We start from the raw sequence: 25,688 nt of genomic DNA, 5'->3' as shown, positions 1-25,688 counted from the left end.
TTTTCAAGGAAAAAGCGAAGTCTGATAGTCGTTCTATCAAACGAGCTTTTGACGATGGAAAACAATCCGACCACTTAACTGGCTAAATTTTTAAGATTTTTACTTAACTTTGTAAATTAAGTGGTCGGATAGCCATTTTTCATGCAAAAACAGGTAGTTTATTTCTAAAATATTTCTAAATTTTAAATTGTGTTATAAAGGGCAGGCGCGCCCAAGACTTAACAGGACATTGTATGAGTGATTTTCGCAAAAACCCTTTTTATGACCAACTCGCCGACACCTTTCACGCTACCCCCCAGTCTGCCCTTGTGCCTGTGGTGATTGAGCAGTCAGGTCGTGGCGAGCGTTCGTTTGACATTTTCTCACGTCTTTTGCGTGAGCGTGTGATTTTTTTGACTGGTCAAGTCGAAGACCACATGGCAAACTTGATTGTCGCCCAGCTCCTATTTTTGGAAGCGGACAACCCTGAAAAAGACATTCATCTATACATCAACTCCCCCGGTGGTGTGGTTACCGCAGGCATGGCGATGTTTGATACCATGAACTTTATCAAGCCTGACGTTTCTACCATCTGCCTAGGGCAGGCGTGTAGTATGGGGTCGTTCCTGTTGGCGGCAGGTGCCAAGGGTAAGCGTTATGCCCTTGCCAATAGCCGTGTGATGATTCATCAGCCATCGGGCGGGGCTCAGGGTCAGGCAACGGACATTGAGATTAGTGCCAAACAAATCCTAAAAATCCGTGAACGCCTAAATGCCATTCTTGCCGAGCGTACCGGTCAGCCGCTTGAAAAAATCGAGCGAGACGTCGAGCGTGATTATTGGTTAGATGCCTTTGAAGCCAAAGAGTATGGCTTGGTGGATGCCGTGCTTGAAAAACGCCCTGTATAGCAAATAACCGATAACGGCAGGCTTATCCTGCCTAGCAAAGATGTAATAAAGGAAAACTGATGACTAAGACCAAAGAGCCGTGCTGTGCCTTTTGTGGCAAGAAAAAAAATGAAGTCAAAAAGCTCATCGCCGGCATTGATGAGAATACCAACATCTGTAACGAGTGCGTGGAGCTGTGTGGCGACATGTTGGGCGGTATGGATTTGGACACCAAAAATGAGCAAGGCAAAAAGCCAAGCCACGCCAAAGCCAAAAAAGCCAAAGCCGATGATAAAGACTGGGCGAGTGCGGTGCTACCCAAGCCCAAAGAGATTCGTGAGCATTTGGACGAATACGTCATCGGTCAAGACACCGCCAAAAAAGCGTTGTCCGTGGCGGTCTATAACCACTACAAACGCCTAAAAGTGCGTGCCGATAACAAAATCTCGCCCGTGGAGCTTGCCAAAAGTAACATCCTGCTCATCGGTTCCACAGGTTCGGGCAAAACCCTGCTTGCTCAGACCCTTGCTAAGATGCTAGATGTGCCATTTGCCATGGCGGACGCGACCACACTCACCGAGGCGGGCTATGTGGGCGAAGACGTGGAAAATATCGTCCAAAAACTGCTCCAATCTGCCGACTACGATGTGGAACGCACCCAGCGTGGGATTATCTACATTGATGAGATTGACAAAATCAGCAAAAAAGGCGAAAACGTCTCTATCACTCGGGACGTGTCGGGCGAGGGCGTTCAGCAGGCTCTGTTAAAACTCATCGAAGGGACGGTTGCCAATATTCCGCCCCAAGGTGGTCGTAAGCACCCCAATCAAGAGATGATTCAGGTGGACACCAGCAACATTTTGATGATTGTCGGTGGGGCGTTTGCAGGGCTTGACCGTATCATCCAGCAACGCACGGAGAAGACGGGCATTGGTTTTAATGCCGATGTCAAAGCCCAAGAAGAGACCAAAATCAGCGAGCTGTTCAAAGAAGTCGAGCCTGAGGACTTGATTAAGTTTGGTCTCATCCCTGAGCTTATCGGACGTCTGCCTGTGATTGCCACGCTTGATGAGTTAGATGAAGATGCTCTGATTCAGATTCTCACCGAACCCAAAAACGCCTTGACCAAACAGTACGAATACCTATTTGACATGGAAGGGGCGAAGCTGACCTTTGAAGATGAAGCCCTAACGGCAGTCGCCAAGCAGGCGATGAAGCGTAAGACAGGGGCAAGGGGCTTGCGTTCTATCATCGAAAATGCCCTGCTTGACACCATGTACGAATTGCCGAGCATGGAGAGTGCCAAAGAAGTGGTGGTAACTCGTGCGGTGATAGAAGACGGTAAAGAGCCTGTGATTAAATAAGGTGCATGAAACAAAAAGCGGACGATGGTTCGCTTTTTTATTGGAAAATGACCAACAAGTCAATGTTACAAAATGGTCGTGATTTTGCCTAAATGATTGTGATATAGTAAGTAGGCACTGCCAGTGATGGATCGTGGGCGAGATGGAGATGACAAATGTGATTTGTTATTTTGCCCATATCGGTCGTATCATGAGTGATATTTAACCAAACCCCATCGGGGGACATAACAGGAGTAATCATGATTTATAGTGGAAAATCCATACAAGTTAGCCGACTAGACGGCGACATTGTCAAATTTCATTTTAATAATGAAAGCGAGTCGGTCAATAAATTTGACCAAGCCGCCAATGCCGAGTTCAAAGAAGCCGTAACCGCCTTGGAGCAGGATACGAGCATTAAAGGCTTGATTGTAACCTCAGGCAAAAAGGTCTTTATCGCAGGGGCGGACATCACCGAGTTTGTCGGTTATTTCAAAAAACCCCAAGCAGAGCTAGAAAACTGGCTACTTGACATCAACAGCGTGTTTAACCGTTTTGAAGATTTGCCATTTCCCAAGGTATCGGCTATCAATGGCGCGGCGTTGGGTGGTGGGTGTGAGATGACCCTTGTCTGTGAATACCGTGTCATGGGGCAGTCGGCTCAGATTGGCTTGCCCGAGACCAAGCTTGGTATTTTCCCAGGGTTTGGTGGCAGTGTGCGTACGCCACGCATTATCGGCATTGACAACGCCCTAGAACTTATCGCCACAGGCAATCCCCTAAAACCTAATGATGCCTTAAAAGTGGGTTTGGTGGACGCTGTCGTGGCGGACGAGAGCGTGGAGCAGTCGGCTCTGGATTTGGTCAAAAAGTGCATAAATGGCGAGCTAGATTGGCAAGCCAAACGTGCCGAGAAGTTAGAACCTGTCAAACTTAACAAAACCGAGCAGGCAATGGCGTTTAACTCTGCCAAAGGCGTGATTTTTGCCAAGGCAAACCCCAAGCATTATCCTGCCGTTGCCCTTGCCCTAGATGCGATAGAAAACCACGTTAATTTGGGGCGTGATGAAGCGATTAAGATTGAAGCGACCAATTTTGCCAAATCTGCCAAAACCCCACAGGCAACCGCCCTTGTCGGTGTGTTTTTAAATGACCAACTTGTCAAAAAACGTGCCAAAGACCACGCCAAAACCGCCCATGACATCAATGAAATGGCGGTGCTTGGGGCAGGGATTATGGGCGGTGGTATCGCTTATCAGTCGGCAGTCAAGGGCTTGCCCATCATCATGAAAGACATCAAGGCAGAGCAACTTGACCTAGGCATGAATGAAGCGAGCAAGCTCCTTAGCAAAGAAGTGGAACGTGGCAAAATCAGCACTGCCAAAATGGGCGAAACCCTATCCAAAATCCGCCCAACCCTAAACTATGGCGATTTTGGCACGCCTGATATCGTCATTGAAGCGGTGGTAGAGAACGAAAAAATCAAAAAAGCGGTGCTTGCCGAGACCGAAAGCTTGATTAAAGACACGGCTATTCTTGCGTCCAACACGTCCACGATTAGCATTACCGAGCTTGCCAAGTCGCTAAAACGCCCCGAGAATTTTGTGGGTATGCACTTTTTTAACCCTGTTCATCGTATGCCCCTTGTGGAGATTATCCGTGGCGAGCGGACAAGCGATGAAGCGGTGGCGACCACGGTTGCCCTTGCTCAAAAAATGGGCAAAACGCCAATTGTGGTCAATGACTGTGCAGGATTTTTGGTGAACCGTGTGCTGTTCCCTTATTTTGGAGCGTTTGATTTACTTATCAAACACGGGGCGGATTTTGTCAAGATTGATAAAGTCATGGAAAAGTTTGGTATGCCCATGGGGCCTGCCTATTTGCTTGACGTGGTGGGTATTGATACAGGCGTTCATGCCAGTGCGGTCATGGCGGACGCATTTCCCGAGCGTATGAACCCTGACTACAAGACTGCCACGACTGTCATGTTTGAAAATAACCGTCTGGGTCAAAAAAATGGCGTGGGCTTTTATAAATATGAGCTTGACAAAAAAGGCAAGCCCAAAAAGAGCGTGGATACGACCACTTATGAGCTACTAAAAGCGGTGCAGGATGGTAGTGCCGACTTTGACGAGCAAGAGATCATTGACCGCTTAATGGTGGCGTTTTGTACCGAGACGGTGCGTTGCCTAGAAGATAATATCGTGGCAAGTGCAGGCGAGGCGGACATGGCGATGCTTATGGGGCTTGGCTTCCCGCCGTTTCGTGGTGGGGCGTGTCGCTACATTGACCAAGTGGGCGTAAAAGAATTTGTTGCTTTGTGTGATAAATACGCTCATCTGGGCAAGGCGTACGAAGCTCCGCAAATGCTACGAGACATGGCAGAGCGTGGCGAGACGTTTTATCAGTAAGGAGTTTTGATGATTGAGTTGCCCCCAAACTTACCCCAAGAAGTGCAAGCTGTGTTACCTATCATGGCGAATTTGGATTTGCAAAAACGGGCGTCCATTGCTCAGTTTTTGCTTGCCAATCACGATGACGGCAAACCCAAAATGAGCCGTCTTGGGGCGATGAGTTTGGGGGTGGTGGCAATCAGTGATGATTTTGATGATGAGCTTGGCGATGAGTTTTGGCTTGGGGAGCATGCTTAAATGAGTGCGTTTTTGATTGACACGCACATTTATATTTGGGCGGACAGCGAGCCTTGCCGATTAAGTCCGCAAGTCCGAGCGATTTTGGACAATCCCAATCATCATATTTATCTTAGTATGGCAAGCCTGTGGGAGTTGCAGATAAAAATGCAACTGGGAAAATTAACCCTAAACACGCCCCTAGCCCAAGCGATTGAGCATATTAAGGCAAATAACTTGTACATTATTTTGCCCATAAAAGAGCGTGATATTTTGGGCTTGCAAAGATTGCCATTTCATCACAAAGACCCTTTTGATAGATTGCTGATATCCCAAGCGATAAACCACGATTTGACATTGATTACCCTTGATGAGCATATTGTAAAATATGACGTAAAGTGTATTTTTTAAATCACAAATTTTAAGGAAAAAAACCATGACAATCCTATCCCCAACAGACGTAGTGATTATAGATGGCGTACGCACCGCCATGGGCAAATCCAAAAACGGTATGTTCCGCAACGTGCGAGCCGAGACCTTGTCGGCAGAGCTGATGAAAGCCCTAATCAAGCGAAATGATTTTGACCCTAATGACATCGAAGACGTGATTTGGGGCTGTGTCAATCAAACCTTGGAGCAAGGCTGGAACATCGCTCGCCACGCAAGCCTGTTGGCAGGCATTCCAAAGCACGTCGCAGGACAAACGGTAAACCGCCTGTGTGGCTCGTCCATGCAAGCCCTACACACCGCCGCCGCCCAAATCATGACCCACCAAGGCGACATTTTTATCATCGGGGGCGTGGAGCATATGGGACACGTTGCCATGATGCACGGCGTGGACATCAACCCCAGTAGCTCAAAGCACATCGCCAAAGCGTCCAACATGATGGGGCTAACCGCCGAAATGCTTGGGCGTATGAATGACATCAGCCGAGCCGAGCAGGACGAATTTGCCCTAGACTCACACGTCAAGGCGACCAAAGCCACCCAAGAAGGACGGTTTGATAAAGAAATCGTGGGCGTGGAAGGGCATGACGAGCAGGGCAATTTGCAGTTATGCACGGTGGACGAAGTCATTCGTTTTGATGCTAATATTGAGAGCCTACAAAAGCTCAGACCCGTATTTGACCCTGTAAACGGCACGGTAACGGCAGGTTCATCGTCCGCCCTATCAGACGGTGCGTCCGCCATGCTCATCATGTCGGCAGGCAAAGCTAAGGAGCTTGGGCTGACCCCACGAGCAGTCATCCGCTCCATGGCGGTGGCAGGGTGCGATGCGGCGATTATGGGCTATGGTCCTGTCCCTGCCACCCAAAAGGCACTAAAACGAGCAGGGCTGTCTATCAATGACATTCAAACGGTGGAGCTAAACGAAGCATTCGCCGCCCAAGGCTTGTCGGTGCTAAAAGGCTTGGGGCTGTATGATAAGCAAGACATTGTCAATCACAATGGCGGGGCGATTGCCCTAGGACACCCATTAGGCTGTTCTGGTGCGAGAATTACCACCACGCTTTTGAACGTCATGGAGCAACAAGACACCCAAATCGGGCTTGCCACCATGTGTATCGGACTGGGGCAGGGGATTGCGACTGTGATTGAAAGGGTGTAATCCAAACACAATAAGGGCGTAGCGATACGCTCTTATTTTTTGGGTGTGTTGCAATACTGTCAAACTGTGCTAAAATAAAAGGTTAAAAAAATTTTTGGAAAAAAACGTCATGCCCCTTGACATTATCAAAACCGCCATTACAATAATTCGCAATTCGCAATTCGCAATTCGCAATTCGCAATTCGCAATTCGCAATTCGCAATTCGCAATTCGCAATTCGCAATTCGCAATTAAGCCATAACCACGCCCAAAATCCCCAATTCATCAAAGGGGATTTGTCATGATTATCCAAAAACTTTTTGACCAAAATAGCCCCGTCCAAAACGAAAAACTTACCCTTTTAAAAGAGCATTTCCCCAACTGTTTTGATAAAGACGGTCATTTTTTACCTGAAAAAATGGCAAGCGAATTGCAATCATCAGACATTGTTAGCAGTCGTGAATTTTATCAATTAAACTGGCTTGGCAAATCCTATGCCTGTTATTTGCGTGATTGTCCGCCCATTACCTTATTTGGCGAAAATCAATCGCACAATCAAGCTCCCCAAAATATCAATAGCCAAAACCTGCTTATCAAAGGCGATAATTTAGAAGTATTAAAACACTTAAAAAACGCCTATCAAAGAGCGGTAAAAATGATTGATGCCGAGCGAAATAAAACCGCCTAATTTTTGAGATAAATTAAGCGGTTTTTTATTGCAAATTACGCAATACGGTTTCTACTTGTGGTCTTAAATTTTAAACACCATATTATCTTCATATTTTGAGCTGTTATTGACATGAGCGATAAAAGATAATTTTTCAAAATCCCCCACACGCTCCCATGTTTCAGGCTCATGTGCCTTGACATAATCCATATACGACATAAATTCGCTTTTTGTACTGCTAAAAAACAAATACGGCGGTCTTACCCACTTCATCAGCTTTAAAAACTGTATCATACCAAAATACTCACCCAAACCATAGGCTTCTTGCTTGGTGCGTAGGTAAGGTGGGTCTAGGATAAACAGCGTTTTATCTTGATGATAAAATTTAGGCATCAAGACTTCAAAGCTCTCCGACACGATTTCTAAGCCGTCCAAATAACCGCCCACCGTTGGATAATCACTCCTACGAATGGTGTTGTAAAACTCGTGCTTAGGCAGTTCGTCAATGTGGCTGATTTGCTTACCACTAAACAGTAGCCAAGTGGAAACGCTATGGCAGTCCACAAAGCCATCAAAGGCTTGGATAACCTCCAATAATTGTGCCTTGACATCATTATCAATGCGTTTGGCTCGTGGTAACGGCTCTAAAATGGCATAAAGCTGTTGGCGTAGGCGATTGGTGTCGTGGATATGATAAAGTCTTTGGCTAAAATTGTCAAAGTCATTATAGATGACCCTTGCCTTCTGTTTTAGGTGTTTGGCGTTGTGGGCAAGTAAGCCACTGCCACCAAACACATCCACCACCGTCCACCCTTGACCGTCATTTGGAATAATGCGGTTAAGGGTATTGCGAAAGGCTTGGATAATTTGCCGTTTTTGTCCGATGAAGGGCAAAGGCGATTGGCTGTGGGGTTTATTGGGCTTTTGGGGTTGCTCCATGAGACTCTCCATTGTTGTTTGGAGTCTCGTGGACTTCGGATAGGATGCTTACAGCGTTCAGATTAGCTTGATAGTTGTTGATTGCCTTGCAACGTGGACATTTGACCTGCAAACGGTCAAAGTTTGCGATTTTAAGTAATTTTTTATGGCAAGATTGACAAGTGATAAAGTTCATAAATAACCTATTTAAATTTTGCAATGGTATTGCATTTTTGCTAAAATAGCCGTGTTGTGTACACAACGGCTGGGCTTGGCTTTTGACACTTGTCTGTCAGAAGGTCGGCAACTTGCTCCAACAAGTTGTCGTCCCCAGTTTTAAGTCGTGCATTTTATCGCCCATCTGATTAGTGGTCTTTTAACCTATTTTAAAAACTACACCACCGCCATTTCTATACTGTGCCGTTGCCAGCTCTCCAAGCCGTCTTTGATTGCCCACAGCTCTACTTTTATCATTACTGCATTTTCAAGATTAGCAACGAGTTTTGTTTCGTCATTGTTGGGATTTTCTTTGACAATGTCAATAAAAAAGCCTGTGATGCCGTCTTTTTGCACCACTCGTTGATATGAGCCGTTAGCACTTGTTTTCTTTGAGATAATTAGGCTAACCGTTGCCCCTGTTTCAGGCTCTTGGTGTGGAGCAGTTTGGTCTAAAATGGCGACATCTTGGCTGATTTTATTGCGTCCTACCCACGAGATTTTGTTTAGGGTTTGGATTTGATTGGGGTAAGACAATTCATTGATTTGCACATTAGCAGGGGCAAAGGGGCGAACGTGGCGGTTGGTTATTAAAAGCGAATTTACTGTCGCTTTTGACGCATCCAACGTACCTTGCGAAGTTTGCGAAAGTAGTTTGATTTGAGCGGTTTTATTAGCCATAAAAGCTCGCTCGGCAACGGTCGCCATGTCGCCATACAGCCAAATGACCGAATTTTGGGCATGAGCAGTCGGCACAGTATCTATACAGCCACGTTTGACATGAATTTGATATTGAGATTGCTCAATGTGTACAATCTGCACAATCTCATCATTCAGCAATGCACACTGACCGATGCTTGCCATATCCACTGCATCAAGTGTCAATATGGTAACTTGACTGGTTGGTAAAACAGCCTCTTGCACTACTGCACGAGCGACAAATTGCCCTTGCCCTGCATAGTGTTCGTTTTGTTCATCGGTGGTTTTAGCCCAAATTTCAAAAGACTGTTGCAGACTGTTTGGGCGTTCTGCCAACACAAGGACATAATCATCGGCATTTTTGAGCTGTTCATGACTAAAATTGTCCAGCAAATGCGTATAAGGCAACTGCCAAAGCCGTGAATGCACAATCGGCTCTGGATTAAGATTGGGCTGTATCCATAGGCTTGGCTGAACTTGCTGATAAGTCGTACGGGGCAAGCCAAATACATCTTGCACCGCCGTTACCATGATTTCGCCATTTGTCATCTCATTATGCTCCACACGCACCGCTCGCATGATGATGCTTTCTATGCCCCTTTGGGGGATTTTTAGCACAAAATCAGATGCAGGTTGCAGGGCATAGGCTCGTCTGTCTAACACGATTTTAAACTTTTTTAGATGAGATTGGATAATTTTCATATCACGGCTAGCGACACGTCCTGCCAAATCGGCTGTTGGTAGTCCGACATAAGTTTTATTTTGCAAAATAATGCCGTCTCGTTGAATGCTGGCGAGATTTTCGGTACGGACAGTGCGAGTTTCATTACTCACAGGGTCTGTATAACTGACAACAAGCTGATTGGTTACTAAATCATTGGACGAGTTGTTGTCTTCTTCAATGCGTAAAATGCCCGTGCCGTAGTCAAAACTTGGCAAGCTGTCAGGACTATCACTTTCACGAATAAGCACAAGTTTCCACAAGCCTGTGGTGCGGTCAATCATCAACGCACCGCCAATGTGGTCAAGGATTTGCTGAATAAACTGCTTTAAAGTATCTTGGCGTTTCCAAGCGATGCACATACCAAACCGCTCATTATGCAAAATATCAGCACATTGTTTAAAGCTGTCAAGGTCAAGCTGTCCTAAGTCTGTACCACGCCCCCAATCTTCGTTGGTTTGGGCTTCAAAAATAATGTGGGCAGGGTTCATTGCCTTAATCTGATTACCGTTGTCATCGTTCAGCCAAATCGTTGCTTTTTCATTATACCAATCGCAAGTCGTACGACAAACACGAAACGACCACGCCTTTGGATAGGGCGAACCTGAACACACCATGCCGTCAAAAAAGAACGTTACCACCCCACGATAGGCAGGGACTGGGCTGTTATACATACGTTGTAATTGCGGTAATGGCTGTTGGTCGCTTGCCCCTTTCATGATGATAAGCGTGCCGTCAATACCCCCTTCTTTATCATCTCCGCCAAACAAATCAGGCTTGTGAATGCGGACATGGCTTTGGTTGGCACTGCCACCAACTCCTTGCCATGCCACACGGTCGCCAACCTTGATTTGCAAAAGCTCATCCATTGCCATGCACAGCCCCATGTGAAGCGACATCAAATAGCGATGCCCCACCGTTTGGCGTTTTGAGCCGAACAGCCCTTTTTGTTTTTTGACAATAGGACTGGTGCGATAATTACCTGCCCCAATCACACACCAATCAGTTATCCACACATCGCCGAACACGACAATGCGTGGCGTGCCGTCATCAATCGTTGGAAATTTAAAATCATCAAAAGCGGACGGTTTAGCTTGGGGTGGCTTGGGCTGTAAAAGATAGCTGATGACCAGTGATGCAACAAATAAGGCGACTTGTACCCACATATTTTATCTCCTAAAAAATTGGTGTGCCGTCAAAAGGCGATTTGTGGGGCATGTGTGGACTACCGCCATAATTATCAGTATTATTAAATTTGCTCTGGCAAGCGGTAAAGGTGCGGTTGCACCCTGCAAAAACCTTGATATTTTGCCCTACCGTCAAGCCTTGTACACCGCCAAACAGTTGCAAGCGGTTGCCAAGTTGCCGTTCAATGCCACGCTGTTCAATGCCGTACTCGGACGACCATTGTACATAACCGCCTGTAAAATAATCGTCCGATGATTTATCGCTTGGCAAAACCACATCTACAAATGAGCTGTCCACCGCCACAACAGTCATCTCGCTCATAAATGCCTGTCTGTCTAGGTTGCACCCCTTGCCATAGAGCTGATGACAACACAGCTTGCTCCAAGTTTTTCTAAGTCCTGTGCGTTCAAGCGATACGGATAAATTTTGGCATTGCACTTGGGCAGTGTGGTCACCCACAAATTTGACACCAACCACAAAGCCTTTCCATACCGCCAAATATGCCCCTTGCTCGGTACTGGCAAGCTCGGGATAATGTAAATCAAAAATGGTCAAATTGACCGTTTGGGCAGGGGCAAAATGCCGATACATTTGAGCCAAATCGCACGATGACGGCACGGTTAAGGTCAATAAATCACCCCCACTGTCCTGCGTTTGGCGAATGCCGTCATCTTTAATCCCACCCAAAAGCGACACAAAATTCATGTTTTGAAATCTGACATCACGGTCGGCTGACGTGTAGCCCCACCGCCATGCCCCACGACTAAACTGATACAGGCGGATTGGTTGGGCGTTTTGTAATGATGTCTCAAAGTCGGCAAAACTCACTCTAACTATTCTCCTGTTCTTTAATGCCCCGAAAAGTCATCTCTGCCGTTGATAGCCCTTGAATGTCATTGTGATGAACGATATTAACAGTGTCGCTGTTAAGACGGCAAAGGCTCATAAAACTCATGCGTTTGACTTGGTTTGTGGCAATATTATTTAAAAATGACTCATCAACAGTCAAACGCTCTGTCGCCCCAAGCTCCTGCGATGATATGATTTTGCGATACAACCGCTCGCCACCGTGCAACTCAATATAAATGTATTGTCGCCCGTTTTGTCCTTGCCCAAACTTGGTATAGCCACAGTTTGCCACGTCAAAACGTGTGCCTGACGATATGGCATTGACAAGTTGTAAATCACCGCTAAAAGTCGGTAGCCACACCGCTTTTTGCCGTCCGTTCAATAGATGGAGCCACGCATAAAATTCTTGGTGCTGTTCAGCTCCTGCCAAAAACCAACGATACTGGAATAAGGAAAAACTGGCATTGGCACTGTCCACCAAAAGGGGGCGACCTGACAAATTGTCCAGTTGTTGTTGCAAGCGTTCATAACTGTGGGTCAAATTATCCACTTCATTGGGGGCAATGGATAGGACTGGATAACCCCTAAATGTGTCAGGCTTGACAGGGTCTGGCAGGTTCACACCGTCCACCGCTTGTAGGCTGACAGCGGTTCGCATTACTTGACTGCTGTGCTTAGTCAATCTTGGCAAGCCGTTTAATTGGGCAGACAGAGCAGGAAAAATTTGCGTGCCACGCTCCCAAGCGTTTTGCAAGGGGCGTTTTAGGACAATTTGACCATCATTGACCGCCCCCACTTCGCTCACTTCGTAGTTAAATGCGTCTTTAATCAGCATGACGTATTGAAAATTAGCATAAGGGATTTGGGTGGTATCGCAAAGAATGACACGGCTTTGACTGTTAATTTTTGTCGTCAAATAGGCTTGATAAAACCACACAGGCACAACAAAATTTTTGCTCGCCCAAGCGGTCACTGCTAAGTCAAACAGCGTGCGTTCTTGACCGTGTAAAAGCAAATTCACATCAAGTGTTTGGCGTGGGGCAAGGCGTAAACTACGGCGTTGCTCGTGTCCTGTTTGGGATTGCAAAATGTCGGTGTGCCAAGCAAGGCTCTCGGCTACGCCCTTATCCCAGTCAATCAGCCACGCAAAACCAATGACACGCTGACCGCTTAACTGACTTGCTACTTGATAAGCGTTTTTGGTGTGTTTGCCGATAAATCGCCATGCCAAATCAAGGCTTAAACGGGCATCGCCGTCTGGTAAAATATGCAGTTGCCAAGTCCGCTCCTGCAATGCTTCAAAAATCAGTGGTGGCAAATCGTGTGGTTCAAAATACGCTCCCACCGCCAAGCCGTCAATGCGTGTAAAGTCCAACGGCTCAAAATAGGCATTCCAAAGGGCAAAATTGATGACCTGCTTACTTGCCACCACGCCCAAATCCGCTTGCAAGTTGTCAATGTGGATACGATGATAAAAATCGTCCACATAGCTTTTTGCGATGATGTGCTTTATCGTGCGTGGGTCGGTGGTAATGGGCAGATGATTGGTTAAACGATATGCCAAACCGTCAGAAACACGGCTGTTTTGAGCATTAGAAAATGGATACCACGACTCGCCAGTCAAGCCATTTAAGTCTTGGCTTAGATACTGATTATCAAGCAAAAATCCTGATTGCGTTACGCTGTATTGTATGATTGCCATTTAGCCCTCGTAGCGGATTGCCCAGCCAAATGTGCCTGTGTGATTTCCATAACCACGACTTCTACTGGCGATATTTTTTCTAAAAAACGGAAAAATCATCCAGCGTTCATGCCCCAATGTGATGATTTGCTCGGGTTCGTGATTGTCAATGCGTAAAAAACGAGCGTTGTCAAACTGGGCGATAAGACTAAGTTTGTTTTGGGGGCGTTGCAGATAGACGTTGTAAGGCAATAGCGGACTGTCAGCAAAATGAGCGGTGGGCAGACGGCTGATGAGTGGCTCAAACGTCGCATAAGCGATACTACTGCCAGATGACCAAAGTGTATCGTTTAGCCCATGACAAATCACGGCATTTGACCAATTTTCACTAAACCCACTCCTATTCCAAAACGGAGCAACCGCAGAAGGATTGCCACCACCGCCAGCACCGCCATTTGTTTCATAAATACTTATGGATTGACTCCAGTATCCGTGATAACATGCTGTTGCCGATAGCCACAGCCCATTCGCCTGAGCTTGATTGACCAGTTCAGAGCCACCAAATGCCAGATAATAATATTTGTCATGGTCGGATTTTGCAATTAAATACACCTCATTTTCAAAGATGAATAAATGAAACAACACAGGGAATTTAATCAAAAGCTCAGACGTGTGCGGACTACCCATTCTTACCGATGTTGCACTCGCATTGACCAGTGTCGCACCCTGCTGACCCGTACCACCTGTTATAATAATACCTTGATTTGACATGGGATTTTCTTGCACTGAAATTTTGATAAACCAGTTATTTTTACTCAAAATACCCTGTTGCCATACCCACCCATGAACTTGGCATTTTTCCACCAAGATATTTGCCAGTTGCCGATGGCTATTTGCTTGACCTGTACAATACGCCATTTTTGCCCCTTATTTATCTAACCTCAATGCGATGTAGTCGTTAAAGCCCGTCCGCCCCACGTCTTGTAGTACCACCCAGTCATCGCCACACATATTTTCGGTTACGTTATCAAAGCCACTGACAAACCGCACACCGTCAAACTCGCCATAAATGCCATTATTGTCCGTTAAAATAATCGGCATAAGTGGATACACGCCATTGGTATCTCTTAACTGGCGTGAACTCGTTAGGGGTGATGAGTTATACGGATGGCACTCTACATTTAGATAAACCCCTGTGTTAAACCGCATTGCCAAATTTTTGCGGTTGCCTTTATAAGGGAAACTGTGGTTGGTGTCCGAAAAACGAGTGGCTGGCACGCCGTGCAACATACCTGCACACACCACAGGATAAGGGCATTGACTGGGGCGAGCATAGGGCAAAAACTTGCCAATGTAGAAATGCTCATAAACAGGCGTACCAACTTTCATACAACACGCAATGCGTTGTGGGTTTACCGTCAGCCAATAATCAATGCGTTGGTTATGGGCTGGCACACCGCTTAACACGGCAGACGGCTGATTGTCAAAAGGGTTGGACGGCACATAGCCTGTAAAAGTCGCCACCGCCAAATTATAATAATCGGCTTGTGGGTTTTGATAAGTACGCACACCAACAAAAATCTCTTCTTGTTTGCTATATCCACGCCCCTTTAAGATAATCTCGTGGTTTTTGGTGCTAGTATCTTCACGCAAAAGCTCCCAGTCGCCCGAGCGGACGGCTAATTCCTTGATTTTTTGGAGCATTTGATAATGGGCAGGTTTGCCGTCTTGGGCAGTTACAAAACCGATGTCATGTGGCATTTTTATTCCAAAATTTAAGTACACTCTGCAAAATGAAAAAGTGCTACGCTTTCCACTCATGAAAAGCCTGTCAAACCATAGAAGAAACCGAATTTTTGACAAGCTTAGGGCGAGTGGTTTGTGTAGTAAAATTTAATTTTGCTAGCTGTAAAATAAAAAACTTAGGCTATCATAACCTAAGTTTTTTAAACCGTCTTTTAACCTGTTTTAAACATTTACAACCGCAGAGCCGTCTTAAACTTCTCAGGGTCTCGGCTCATCATTACCACTAAGTTTTCTTGCCCTTGTGATGAATTAAGCGTGTCTAAAATCCGACTGGGGTCGTCCACAAGGTAAAAGTTTTGATTGGCATTAAAACTGGTGGATTGGGCGATTTTTTCGCTAGGGCTAGACAATTTTGGGGCTTGAATGCTTGGAGCGGATATTTGTGGCACACTTGCCCCTACCAAACCACCACTTGAATAGCCTTGCAAGCCTTTAATGGCATTCATGCCGTAGCGGTTAAATTGTGCCAAAAATTCTTTTGCCCCCACTTGGTTGGTCATCTCTTTTCTGATAACAAATTCATCTCTATGAACAATACCTGCTGGCTCGTATTTTCCGCCTTTGCCTGTATAGCCACCTGTTGCATAGCCTTTGCCACCAAAAGCCGAACCAATCACGCCAGCCACCGCTCCGCCCCAACCGCCACCACCTGCTTTACCTGCGGTTGAAATGGCGTTAAAAATCATCTGCTTTAAAATCATCTGAGCAATCTCACGAAAGAAAGCGGACGCAAATTCACGAAAGGCGGTTTCTGCCGACTTTGTGCCGTCTGCAAACGCAAAAAATGCGTCTGTTAGCCCATTGGTAATGCGGTCATTTAACTGTTCGGCGGTTGGTAAAAACTGCTGAAAACTGCTTTGAGCTTGGTTTAAGCCGTCAATAAATAGCCCTAATTTTTCCACCGAAAAGGCATCGCCTAGACTTTGGGCGAGTAGTTGGGCATAAGTCGCCATTGTTTGTAATTGGGGGTTTATTTCTGTGTCAATCGCCTGTTTTTGGGTGTGAAATTCGTGGGCGGTCATGTTGGTGTTATCATAGCGTTGTTGTAAAATATCAAGCTGTTGTTGTTTGCTTGCTTGCATTTTATCCAGCTCCGCCATTGCATTGTCATATTCGGCTTTTAGCTTCTCTTTGTCAATGATAAGCCGAATTTTACGCTCGGCATCGGTCAGCTCTGCCAAATGTACAGGGTCAATGGCAAGCTCTTTTAAGGCGTTGATGTCGGCAAGTAAGTCATCATATTTATGCTCTATGTCGTGCATGGTTTTTTCATGCTCACTGACTGTCGCCCCCAAAAAGTCCTGTTCAAGCTGTTTAACCGCCCCCAACGCTCGCTCCAAAATCTCTGGGCGACGGGTCAGCTTATCTTGGTATTCTTGCTCCGCCTTTTGTAAAAGCTCGGTTTCTTGGGCTGGCTCAAACCCTGCCGACTTGATTTCGGACACTTTTTTCTCATAATCGGTTTTTAGCTTAACTGGGTCGCTGGCAAATTCATACAACAGCTCAGCTCGTTTTTCGGCTTGCTGGCGTGCCAGTTCTGCTTGCTCTTTGGCTCGCTCTTCGGCTTGGCGTTTGGCTTCTTGTTCGGCTTGAAATTGAGCGTCAACAAAGGCACGGTGGTCTTTGCCGTCATCTTGGATTTTTGGATTATTTAGGCGGTCATCACCAAACCACGCTGACCATTTGGCGATTTTTGGCACATACTCACGCACTTCATCATTGCGAGCCTTGCTATTGCCAACTTTGCCTGTTTTGTTAAATTTCTCTGTACCTGCCACACCTGCATTGTGTGAGCGAATGGCATCTTCCCAGTTACCAAAATGCTTAAAGGCTTGGGCAAGCGATTTGACCGTTGCCGTGCCTGATTTGATTAAATCAAAGCTGTCATCACGGCTAAGTCCCCATTGCTGACGAAATCCGCTTGTGGTCTGAAAATAACCCAACGCCCCTGTATGGCTTTTGGCGTATTGTTGCCCACGAGACTCTTGCATCATCAAGCCTTCCAATAACTCAACAGGCACGCCGTGTTTTTGGGCGATGTTGGCAAGTTCTGAGCCACGCACCAGCGATTGAACTTTTTGCATTGCCTTGATGTCGGCAGGGCTATATGAATAGGCAGGTTTGTCGGCTTTGGCGGTGGATTTGGTGGGAGAACTACTGCCACCGCTTGCCCCTGTGCTTACTTTTCGTTGCATAGACGGGTCTTGGTGGAGTAGTTTTATTACCAAGCCGTCTTCAAAAATAACATCACTCACATAACCGCCACCTTTTTTATCATACCATTTTTTAACATCTTTGACAGGGACGGTGGTGGTAATTTCTGTGCCTGTGGCAATGGCAAAGTCCAAGCCTTTATGAAATTTGGACGCACCTGCCACATTGATATTTCGCCAGCCGTAGCCTGATGTCATTCGGTAATCGGTCAGCTTTTTGCCCCCTGCCCGAAAACGGTCAAGGTCGGACTGAGTGGGCTTTTTGCCGTCTGCACGGCGAATGTCCAAGTGAGTCGCCCCAATGCCTGTATCGCCCACAATGCCCACCACTCGTGGGGTGGTAGATTTTTTGGCACTTGTAGTGCTGGGTTCGTCTTTTTTGGTTAATTCGGCATGTTTGTTTTGGGCGGACAAATGTCTGTCAATCAAGGTAATGTCGTCTTTGGTTAAGTCCGACCCTTTGGCACTTCTTGCTTTGGCAATGGCACTCGCTCTTTCTGGCTCAAACCCGTGTTTTTGAATAAGAGCATTGGTCATTTCAAGCTCAAAAATATCTTTTTTGGTCTGCTCCATCAAATCCTTATACTGCTTGGACAATTCGCCAATCTTGGCGGTGGTTTTTTCGGCGGATCTGCCGACATTGTCAAGCCCACTAGACAGCCCGTTGGTGGCAGATGTAGCTGAAATAGTTTTACCTTGATAGGCGGATAATACATCATTGGCATTGTCCAGCTCGTTTTTGGCAAGCTGGGTGGCGGTGGCTTGTTTATCAATTCTACGCTTTAACTCATCGCTGACAAAGCCCAATTTATTCATTTCGTTGGCAAGTTGTTCGGCTGACAGCGTGCCATTTTTATAGGCTTGAACGAGAGCATATATCTGGTCTTGTTGCTCAATGCTGGCACGATAAAACCCCTTACTGTCCAAAATAACCCCTTCTAGGGCATCGGCTTGTTTGTGGTATGCCTTTGTGAGTTCATTGATTTTATCCAGTTGTTCGCCATATTTAACCCGTTTTTGGATTTCAGAAAGCTGACTGTATTCCGCTTTTAACTCAGCCACCGATTTTCTTTGGTCATCAAGGCTTATTACCACATCGTCTGACGATTTTTCATGAGCAGAAAGCCAGCGACAATGCTTGCCACCGCCACCCCAAGCCCAATCAAGCCACCGCTTGCCGTCAGCATTCGTGATGCCATTGTTAGGGCGTTGAGCCGAGTTGCGGTCAATAACGACACTTCGCCAAGCCGTGCCTGAGCCACGGCAGTCATCATCGTTTGGGCTTGCAATTTAATCATCTCAACAGTAGTTGCAACAAAAGTCGCCGTCATTCGCCCTGCAAATACGCTTGCCACCACAATCCCTGCCTTAACAAGTGCGTCAAGGTGCTGGCTGACAAATTGCAAAGCAGGAATCAGATTAACCACAATCCGATTGCCCACACCCTGCATTTCATTGCTAAATTCACTAATGGCAGATTTGGCTTTTAGGGCATCATTGACTGCTGTTTGGCTTAAAATCGCTCCTGCTCTTTGTGCTTGTTCGCCATAGCGTCTAAATCCTTCGCCCCCTTCATTCAAAAGGGGCAAAAGTGCCGATGCTTCATCGGCAATGCTTTCCATATAGAAAATCATTTCATTCTCAGAGACATTGGCTTCTCTTAAACTGTTTACATACAGCTGTAATGCATCCGCACCACTTAGATGGCGAAACTGCTCGGCGGTTACACCCACCTGTGGGGCGATTTGTTCAAAAAAGTCTTGGAGTTCGCCACCGCCCGTTGTCAAAAAGTCGCCCACTTTATCCCGAGTGTCTTTGAAAATATCGGACAATTTGTCCATTTCAATGCCAACCGACTTTGCACCAACGGCAAAATACTGAAACTGCTCCACATTCATGCCTGAAATGGTGGAGAGATTTTTAAGCTGTGCTGACTTTTCAAGAGCGTTTAGGCTGGCGGTCAAAAGCCCACCTGATAGACCAATCAAACTCATAAAATGGGGCGTGAGCGAGCGTAAGGATTGCTCCATTCGCTCGTTGATATTGACCGTGTTTTGGGTTGCTTGGGCGGTGTCGTCCATTGCTTGCCCAAGCCTTTGGGTTTGGCGTATTTCTTGGCTTAAATCAAGACTGTCAGACGCATTTTCTAGGGCTTGGGCTTGGCGATTGATTGCTTGGGTAGTTTGGCTTGTCGCTTGGGCGGATTGATTTTGGGTGGTGGTGGTCGCCTGTCCTGTTTGCGTGATGTTGCTTTGCAAGCTGTTTAATTGACTGACCGCTTGGGCGCCATCAGCACGAATGCGTAACGCCAGTTCTAGGTTGTTATTTGCCATAATTATTTTCCTATAAAAATAGGGCTAAAAAGCCCCATTTCTCAATTCTTTTAGATACTGCGTGGTTTCTTTACCGCCATTAAAGCCAAGATTAACCGCTTCAATGGTGTCGGCTTTTTGGGCGTTTTGGTGCTTGATAATGGTGTGATAAAACAACTCAATTTGTCGCTCTGTGTAGCCACCAATCGCCCCAAAATTGTGTCCATTTGCCACAAGGGTTTGGATAATCACACCCCAACTGACGGGCTTTGTGTTTGATTTTTTCGGACGGCTCGCACCACGCTTTTCATAAAAAAATGCTTATTGACCTGCCACCAACCAAGCATGAGACTTTCCATTTCAGTTAGGGTCAAGCCGTCCAAGAAGTCGGCAGACTCGTCAATGCTTGCCAACAATAAGCCCTTTAAATCGGCAAATTCATTTTCAAAAAATTCAAGCACATCGTCCACCAGCACATCATCATTGGCGGTCATAAGCGTGGTAAATTTGGCAATAAAAGGGGCGTAAGTTTGGCGAAGTGAAAGCCATTCTACAAAGGCGTATTCTTTGAGTTTGACGGTTTTGCCACCAAGCAGTAGAGACTGGTTGGGAAATAAAATACTCAGGTCTTGGGCGAACTCGTCATTTTGGGCTTGGCTTTGTGCCTGTTCTTGTTCTTGGTGTTCAAGTTCGGCAAGTTCATCAGGGCTTAGGGTTTTTGCCATTTTATTGCTCCATTTTTTTGGGTAAATATCCCAAATTGGGATTTTTGATTAAATTTAAGTCAAAAACGACAAATTGTCGGATTTGACTTGAAGTGCCAAAAGCGAACTCGAATTCGCTTTTGGCGTTGGGCTATCAATCTAAGAGTTCAATCTTGCCATAGCCCCCAAGCTCAGGGTCAAGCTGATAGACACTATCAAGCAAGCATTTGCCTTGCAAGGTAATTTCGCCCAGACTTTCGTCAATCAAACCAAGATTGGCAAGCGGTTGAAACTCCACTTTGTACAGGTGCAAGCGTTCTCGGCTGTTGTCCACCGTATTGATACTGTCCATCATCAAATAGACAGGTTTGGGCTTTTGGGTCAAAATGGCGAGTTTTTGGCTACCACCGTAGTTGTAGTTGGCTTTTAAGGGCTGGGCGAACGATGCCAAGTCCAAGATTTCAATCACACCGCCCTTGTCCGAGCGAATGTGATAATGGGTGTCTTTGTCGAGCGTTTGACCGCCATTGTCAGTAATGACAAGGTTGGAGATACCGCCTTTGTCTAGGATAATGGTGCGACCTGCTTTGGTTTCGGGAAACACTTCGTCTGTAACCGAACCACCCACCACCGTGCTGGTTTTGCCGTGTAGTCCGAGTGCTAGGTTTTCGGCATCGGCATAGCGGATATTCATCTCAATGGAGATTTCAAGCCCTGTTCGCACCACCACCGAAGTAGCTCGCTGACCTGTGTGGTTTTCTTTACGCACTTCTTGCTCTTCATTGATAGATAGCGATACCGTGCCAGTATCACCAATCCAGCGAGCATCGCCACGCTTGCCATCTCCGAGTGTTTCGGCAAGATAAATCGCCCCTTGTCGGCTAAAATCTTTACGCACTTGGGTCATTTGCTACTCCTGTTTTAAGTTGCTCATCAGCAGTTGGTTTGGATTTTGGTTTGGCAGGTTCGGCTTTATCATCAGCTTTAAGCTCGGCAATGTCGTTTTTAATCAGCCAATCAGCCGTTGTTTTTGACACAGTTAATTTGTCATTGGCTTGATAAGACTGACCTGCGTGTGTATGTGTTTTTAAAAGCGTTACTGTGATTTCAGTTGCTTTGGTTTCATTGGTTTGGCTCATATTAAATCTCCCAAAGTTCAACGGCGGTTTTAATGCCGTATTGCCAGATACCTTGTGTTTCGCTGATAAAACTTTCTGCCACAAAATAGACTTGCGTCAAACAGTCGGCAGGGCGAAACTTTTTAAGGGCGTTTCTAATGTCATCAAGGCGTGCGGTGGTGCTTTTTGCACCCCTAAGCGACCGAATGACAAGGGTTAATTGAATGTTAATCCGCCGTCTTTGCGGACGGTCAAGTAGTGGGGCATTGGGGTAATTACCACCAGACAAATCAGGCTCGGCAAACTCACTGCCAATGTACTGCACCAAAATCTCGCCTTGTGGGTGCTTTAAGGCGTAACTGCTTGGGCTGTCGGGCATTTCACTGATTGCCAAATCTGTGATATGCTCTTTAAGCCGTGCAATATAATCATCAATAATGGCTTGGGTTTTTGACATTTTGCACCTATTGATTAAATCGTCTTTTAGGCACTTTGACTAACCACACCTGATTGGGTTGTGGCTTTTGTGTTGCCTGAATGCCAAGACTTAGCTCGCCATTTTGCAACTTTTCCAAATCGCTGTTGGCGGTTTTGTAGGCTTGCGTTACCGCACTTGGCAAATCACCCCCATCTGGACGGCGTAAATATAGGGCGTACCGCACCAAGTCCAATGCAATCCCTTCCAATAAATCCGACTTTTGGCTCAACGGCAAAGGGTATCGCCCACGCAAATGAGCATTGATACGCTCTCCTGCGTTGGCAATCGCCTTTTTAATCACATCATTATTGACGGTTTGCTTGGTTGGGTCGTCTTGGGTTAGGGCAACGAGCGTATCGCTCGGGATTAAACCCTTAACCTGTGCTACGGTGCAGTACATACAAACCCCTTACGCTGTCAGCTCAATCAAGGCATCGGGCTGAGTACAGATTGACAATGGATTGGACTGGGCTTCAATGTCATAGCCTTTGCCCATACTGCGTGGCTCAATCTTGGCGTACATTTCTTTGCCCAGCGTACCCACCGTTTCGTTGTAATTTGCAGGGGCGTACACGGTTTTGAATAGTCCGTCCACCACAGGTACAAGTCGCCCCACACCTTCTTTAATATAGCGAATGAGCTTACCGTTTGTCCCCATCACTTCCACTTCGTACTCAATGAATTTGACCCCACCGAACTCAAAGCCATCTCGTTTATCGCCCCCTAATTTGTCCGATGCTTCGGCATAGTTGGCATAGGCTTTTTGGACATTGGGGTGGGCGGTCAGCTTGTCAAACATCTCGGCAGAGCAATAGCATTTCCAGTCTTTGACAATCGCTCCGCCCAGTTTTTTCTGGGCATTTCGCTTGGCTTTGATGATATTGCCCCGTACATCGGCATTGGGGTCATCAAGCCCAAGCGACTGAGTGAGTTGTTTGACACCAAATTCTTTGTACAAGTCATAAATGACGGTTGTGCCGTCCGCATCATAAATCACACCGTTAATCGCCCCAATGCGGTGGTATTCTTGGGTGGCGATGATGTCGTCTTTTAGCTCTTGCAGTTTGTTGTTGATGACTTTGGATTGTTCATCACTTTCAGAGCTTTCGCCAAACCCTGCCACAGTAATATCGTCAGGCATTAGCGTGGTTGCTTTTGGCAGGTGGGGAATTTCAAAGACACGGCGGACTCGTTTGCCGTGTACCTTTTTGGTAGGTTCGCCATTGCGAGAAGTATTTTCTACCAAGACCAATTTGCCATTTTGGTTTTCTACCACAACAAACAAATGCTTGGTGGATTCCACTTTAAACAGCTTGCTGTCGCCCAATAGTGTTGGTGGTTTAGGTAGGGTATTGATTGCCTTTGTCAGCTCGGCAAGGGTAAATAGGTCTGATAAGTTCATGGTACTCATAAATATTCCTTTTGGATAAATGGATTAGGGATTGCTACACGCTATCTTCATCATCTTCATGCGTGATTGGCAAAATCTCGCCCTGCGTGGCAATGCCCAGTTTATTTAACGCACCGATTGACTGCTTTTTGCGTTCGTCATTGGCATCAGTAGGGAAAACTAGATTTTCGGTGGCAACCACCGCACCACGCACAATCGCAAGACTGGTCTGCACGCTATCAGACGCACCGACATTATCCGCCAACACGCCAGCCACAGCGTTATAGTCGGTGGGTTCTGCGGTCAGGTATTCTTGACCTGACACTTGATACAGCACCGTGCCAATGGCAAGGGCGGTGTCGGTCTTGACCTTGACATTTTGGGTTGTCCAGCCCCGAGCCACTTCAACCAGTAGCACATCGGACAGATACATTGGTTCGTGATAAGTTGCCATAATTAACTCCTATAATTAAGATTTGGCTTACGGTTTTGCCTGTTCTGCACGGCGTTTAGCATCACGCATAAGCGGACTTTCTTTGCTATCGGTGCTACGATTGTCTTTGTTTAACTCAGCAAAACTGGCATTTTTTGGTAACTCGCTAAACAGTTTTTTTAACGCATCGGTCAAAGACTGCTCGCCACCTTCTGAAAAACTTGCCGTGTGAGCCGTGCCAGCCGTCATTACTTCCACCACCTGCGATTTTAGCTTTGGGGGCAGTTGCCCTGACTTAACCAAGCCTTCTGCAAAATCTTGAATTTGGCTTGCCTGTTCTTTTGCTTTGTCATCAGCAATTTTCTTTTGTAAGTCTGCAAGCTCTTTTTCAAGGGCTTTTTCACGCTCGCTTTTTTCATCATTTTTGCCGTCATCTTTTGGTGGATTAAGCTGTGATAATACGCTCTCGGCTTGGGAAGGATTGTCTTTAAGATAGGATTGTAAGAATGATAAAGCACCTGCAAAATCAATCTTGCCTGATTTATCATCGTTCGCCTTACCTTCCAAAGGCTCACTAAAAGACGCTGTGCCATTTTCATTCTCCGCAAATTGAACACTGCCAAGCCCCTTAACCGCAGGGACTTGACCGCCCAAAAATCCGATATGGCGTAGATAGAGCGTGCCTTTTTTGGGGTTTTGGGGGCTGTCGGGCAGGTAGAAACTAGCGGAAACTTTATTGTGTTTGCCTTGATTAACACTTTCGGCAAAGGACGCATTGACATCTTTGACATACGCCCAAAGCACATTGTCTTTGTCCAGTTCCAGCTTTTCTACCCAGCCATACGCTGGGTCATCGTGCTTGGGGTGTCCTAGCACAAGGGGAGCTTGGTGTAGGTTTTCAGAGTAACTGGCAACGCACTCGGCAAGCATTTGAGGTGTATAATCAATGGTGTCGCCTTCCATACTGGTGTGCTTGCCAGCTTTAAAGATTTTGATTTTTTTCATAAAAAACCCAACTTAGTGAAAAAGTTGGGCATAGTATGACAAAGATTTTTGGGGCGGTCTTTTAACTTGTTTTAAAGTTTTTTGGTGGGGTTTGATTGGGTTTAAAATGCGTGTGATGAGTTGGGTGTGCCGATAGATTTACACGCATTTATAAAGCCCTTTTTGGCGTGTTTTGGGATAAAGTGGGGCAAATGTACCATTTGGCATTTTAAAACGCTTAAAACCCCCGTTTTGACGGTTTTTTGGTTATAGGTTTAAATGGTCTTTGACAATCTCCGTAATTTCAGCCTCATCGGCGACCGACACGCCCAAAAACGGACGAGCAGGAATGTTGCCCCACAAATGTGGAAATTGGGATTTTGCCCCACCAAAGTGCATCATGGGGGCATAGATGAGATTTGAGCCGACAAATACTTCGCCATTACCAAGCTGATAGTGAATGCTGTCTCTTAGTGTGCCACCTGTTTGCCCAAAGCCGACAAGGGGCTTTTTGCTATTAAAGCGGTTTTTGCCCTTTTTATTGACCGTGCCGTTTTTATTAAAATGGGCATCACCAAGCCCACGCCATAGCGTAACTGAGCTGTTGGCTTGCCAGCGGTTGCCATTGGGGTCGGTGGAAGTACGAAAGCGGTCGGTGGTGGTGTTGGTAAGATGTTCGCCGATGTCTTTAAGTAGGGCTTGCTGTCCACCGCCGTCCAACACATCAATGATTTGGGGCAAGCCATTATTGGGGGTTGTCAGTTCAAATTGTAAGAGCATTTGCTTGACCTTTTCGTGTGGTTGTGATACAGTAGGACATAGCCAGCTGAGGTGGGTTGAATTCTACCGCACCCCTGTGGCGGTTTTACCGTCTTGCAAGTAGT

The 25,688-nt window shown here is 46.3% G+C and carries 25 protein-coding genes; 7 read left to right on the top strand and 18 right to left on the bottom strand.

The features are described 5' to 3' along the window. Window positions 1-233: 233 nt before the first annotated feature. The 7 genes from clpP (at window position 234) to AAHK14_RS03850 (ending at window position 7,115) form a co-directional block, all read left to right on the top strand. On the top strand, window positions 234-887 hold the full coding sequence (gene clpP, locus AAHK14_RS03880; protein WP_065255145.1) for an ATP-dependent Clp endopeptidase proteolytic subunit ClpP: 654 nt from the start codon (window positions 234-236) through the stop codon (window positions 885-887). Window positions 888-946: 59 nt separating this feature from the next. Next, the gene (gene clpX / locus AAHK14_RS03875) at window positions 947-2,230 is read left to right on the top strand and encodes an ATP-dependent protease ATP-binding subunit ClpX (RefSeq protein ID WP_065255146.1); all 1,284 of its coding nucleotides are present in this window, start codon (window positions 947-949) and stop codon (window positions 2,228-2,230) included. 239 nt (window positions 2,231-2,469) lie between these two features. Next, window positions 2,470-4,620, top strand: coding sequence for a fatty acid oxidation complex subunit alpha FadB (fadB, locus tag AAHK14_RS03870; protein ID WP_065255147.1), 2,151 nt, complete (start codon window positions 2,470-2,472; stop codon window positions 4,618-4,620). 9 nt (window positions 4,621-4,629) lie between these two features. After that, window positions 4,630-4,860 (top strand): hypothetical protein, encoded by a 231-nt coding sequence (locus AAHK14_RS03865; protein WP_062498744.1) that lies wholly within the window; start codon window positions 4,630-4,632, stop codon window positions 4,858-4,860. Further along, window positions 4,861-5,250 carry a type II toxin-antitoxin system VapC family toxin gene (locus tag AAHK14_RS03860; protein WP_065255148.1) on the top strand — a complete coding sequence of 130 codons (390 nt, stop codon included), beginning with the start codon at window positions 4,861-4,863 and terminating at the stop codon, window positions 5,248-5,250. It begins immediately after the preceding gene. A 25-nt stretch (window positions 5,251-5,275) separates the two neighbouring features. After that, window positions 5,276-6,448 (top strand): acetyl-CoA C-acyltransferase FadA, encoded by a 1,173-nt coding sequence (gene fadA / locus AAHK14_RS03855; RefSeq protein WP_065255149.1) that lies wholly within the window; start codon window positions 5,276-5,278, stop codon window positions 6,446-6,448. A gap of 280 nt (window positions 6,449-6,728) precedes the next feature. Then, window positions 6,729-7,115 (top strand): hypothetical protein, encoded by a 387-nt coding sequence (locus tag AAHK14_RS03850; protein WP_065255150.1) that lies wholly within the window; start codon window positions 6,729-6,731, stop codon window positions 7,113-7,115. Window positions 7,116-7,178: 63 nt separating this feature from the next. Here AAHK14_RS03850 and AAHK14_RS03845 read toward each other — a convergent pair whose 3' ends face one another. From AAHK14_RS03845 to AAHK14_RS03760, 18 genes are all read right to left on the bottom strand, one after another. Beyond that, complete coding sequence (locus AAHK14_RS03845; protein ID WP_197035874.1) at window positions 7,179-8,033, bottom strand: DNA adenine methylase; 855 nt, start codon at window positions 8,031-8,033, stop codon at window positions 7,179-7,181. Between the two features lie 372 nt (window positions 8,034-8,405). Then, window positions 8,406-10,814 (bottom strand): hypothetical protein, encoded by a 2,409-nt coding sequence (locus tag AAHK14_RS03840; RefSeq protein WP_065255152.1) that lies wholly within the window; start codon window positions 10,812-10,814, stop codon window positions 8,406-8,408. A gap of 10 nt (window positions 10,815-10,824) precedes the next feature. Then, window positions 10,825-11,664: a phage BR0599 family protein gene (locus AAHK14_RS03835; protein WP_065255153.1), complete on the bottom strand. Its 840-nt coding sequence runs from the start codon at window positions 11,662-11,664 to the stop codon at window positions 10,825-10,827. Window position 11,665: 1 nt separating this feature from the next. Beyond that, a complete protein-coding gene (locus AAHK14_RS03830) occupies window positions 11,666-13,387 on the bottom strand; it encodes a hypothetical protein (protein ID WP_065255154.1) in 1,722 nt (573 codons plus the stop codon). Then, entirely contained in the window at window positions 13,388-14,284 is an 897-nt protein-coding gene (locus AAHK14_RS03825) for a hypothetical protein (protein ID WP_065255155.1), read from the bottom strand. A 9-nt stretch (window positions 14,285-14,293) separates the two neighbouring features. Continuing rightward, window positions 14,294-15,127, bottom strand: a complete 834-nt coding sequence (locus AAHK14_RS03820; protein WP_065255156.1) for a hypothetical protein — start codon at window positions 15,125-15,127, stop codon at window positions 14,294-14,296. 215 nt (window positions 15,128-15,342) lie between these two features. Next, window positions 15,343-18,447 (bottom strand): transglycosylase SLT domain-containing protein, encoded by a 3,105-nt coding sequence (locus tag AAHK14_RS03815; protein WP_065255157.1) that lies wholly within the window; start codon window positions 18,445-18,447, stop codon window positions 15,343-15,345. A gap of 26 nt (window positions 18,448-18,473) precedes the next feature. Next, entirely contained in the window at window positions 18,474-19,718 is a 1,245-nt protein-coding gene (locus AAHK14_RS03810; RefSeq protein ID WP_065255158.1) for a hypothetical protein, read from the bottom strand. A 24-nt stretch (window positions 19,719-19,742) separates the two neighbouring features. Then, window positions 19,743-19,931 carry a hypothetical protein gene (locus AAHK14_RS03805; RefSeq protein ID WP_065255213.1) on the bottom strand — a complete coding sequence of 63 codons (189 nt, stop codon included), beginning with the start codon at window positions 19,929-19,931 and terminating at the stop codon, window positions 19,743-19,745. 14 nt (window positions 19,932-19,945) lie between these two features. Next, complete coding sequence (locus AAHK14_RS03800) at window positions 19,946-20,422, bottom strand: DUF6631 family protein (protein WP_065255159.1); 477 nt, start codon at window positions 20,420-20,422, stop codon at window positions 19,946-19,948. A gap of 133 nt (window positions 20,423-20,555) precedes the next feature. Beyond that, entirely contained in the window at window positions 20,556-21,308 is a 753-nt protein-coding gene (locus tag AAHK14_RS03795) for a hypothetical protein (protein ID WP_065255160.1), read from the bottom strand. Further along, entirely contained in the window at window positions 21,292-21,540 is a 249-nt protein-coding gene (locus AAHK14_RS03790; protein ID WP_065255161.1) for a hypothetical protein, read from the bottom strand. Before AAHK14_RS03790 ends, AAHK14_RS03795 begins: the two co-directional genes overlap by 17 nt. A 1-nt stretch (window position 21,541) precedes the next feature. Further along, the gene (locus tag AAHK14_RS03785; protein ID WP_065255162.1) at window positions 21,542-21,976 is read right to left on the bottom strand and encodes a Gp37 family protein; all 435 of its coding nucleotides are present in this window, start codon (window positions 21,974-21,976) and stop codon (window positions 21,542-21,544) included. A 7-nt stretch (window positions 21,977-21,983) separates the two neighbouring features. Continuing rightward, window positions 21,984-22,397 carry a DUF1320 domain-containing protein gene (locus tag AAHK14_RS03780; RefSeq protein WP_065255163.1) on the bottom strand — a complete coding sequence of 138 codons (414 nt, stop codon included), beginning with the start codon at window positions 22,395-22,397 and terminating at the stop codon, window positions 21,984-21,986. Window positions 22,398-22,406: 9 nt separating this feature from the next. Then, window positions 22,407-23,408, bottom strand: a complete 1,002-nt coding sequence (locus AAHK14_RS03775) for a major capsid protein (protein WP_083108189.1) — start codon at window positions 23,406-23,408, stop codon at window positions 22,407-22,409. 34 nt (window positions 23,409-23,442) lie between these two features. Next, window positions 23,443-23,841 (bottom strand): head decoration protein, encoded by a 399-nt coding sequence (locus tag AAHK14_RS03770; RefSeq protein ID WP_065255164.1) that lies wholly within the window; start codon window positions 23,839-23,841, stop codon window positions 23,443-23,445. A 27-nt stretch (window positions 23,842-23,868) separates the two neighbouring features. Further along, a complete protein-coding gene (locus tag AAHK14_RS03765) occupies window positions 23,869-24,825 on the bottom strand; it encodes a hypothetical protein (RefSeq protein ID WP_065255165.1) in 957 nt (318 codons plus the stop codon). Between the two features lie 246 nt (window positions 24,826-25,071). After that, window positions 25,072-25,584, bottom strand: coding sequence for a phage virion morphogenesis protein (locus AAHK14_RS03760; RefSeq protein WP_065255166.1), 513 nt, complete (start codon window positions 25,582-25,584; stop codon window positions 25,072-25,074). Window positions 25,585-25,688 lie beyond the last annotated feature (104 nt).

It is taken from the genome of Moraxella sp. K1664 (assembly GCF_039693965.1).
Classification (GTDB): Bacteria; Pseudomonadota; Gammaproteobacteria; order Pseudomonadales; family Moraxellaceae; genus Moraxella.
The sequence above is the reverse complement of the archived record's forward strand: the minus strand, read 5'-3'. Positions and strand labels throughout refer to the sequence as shown.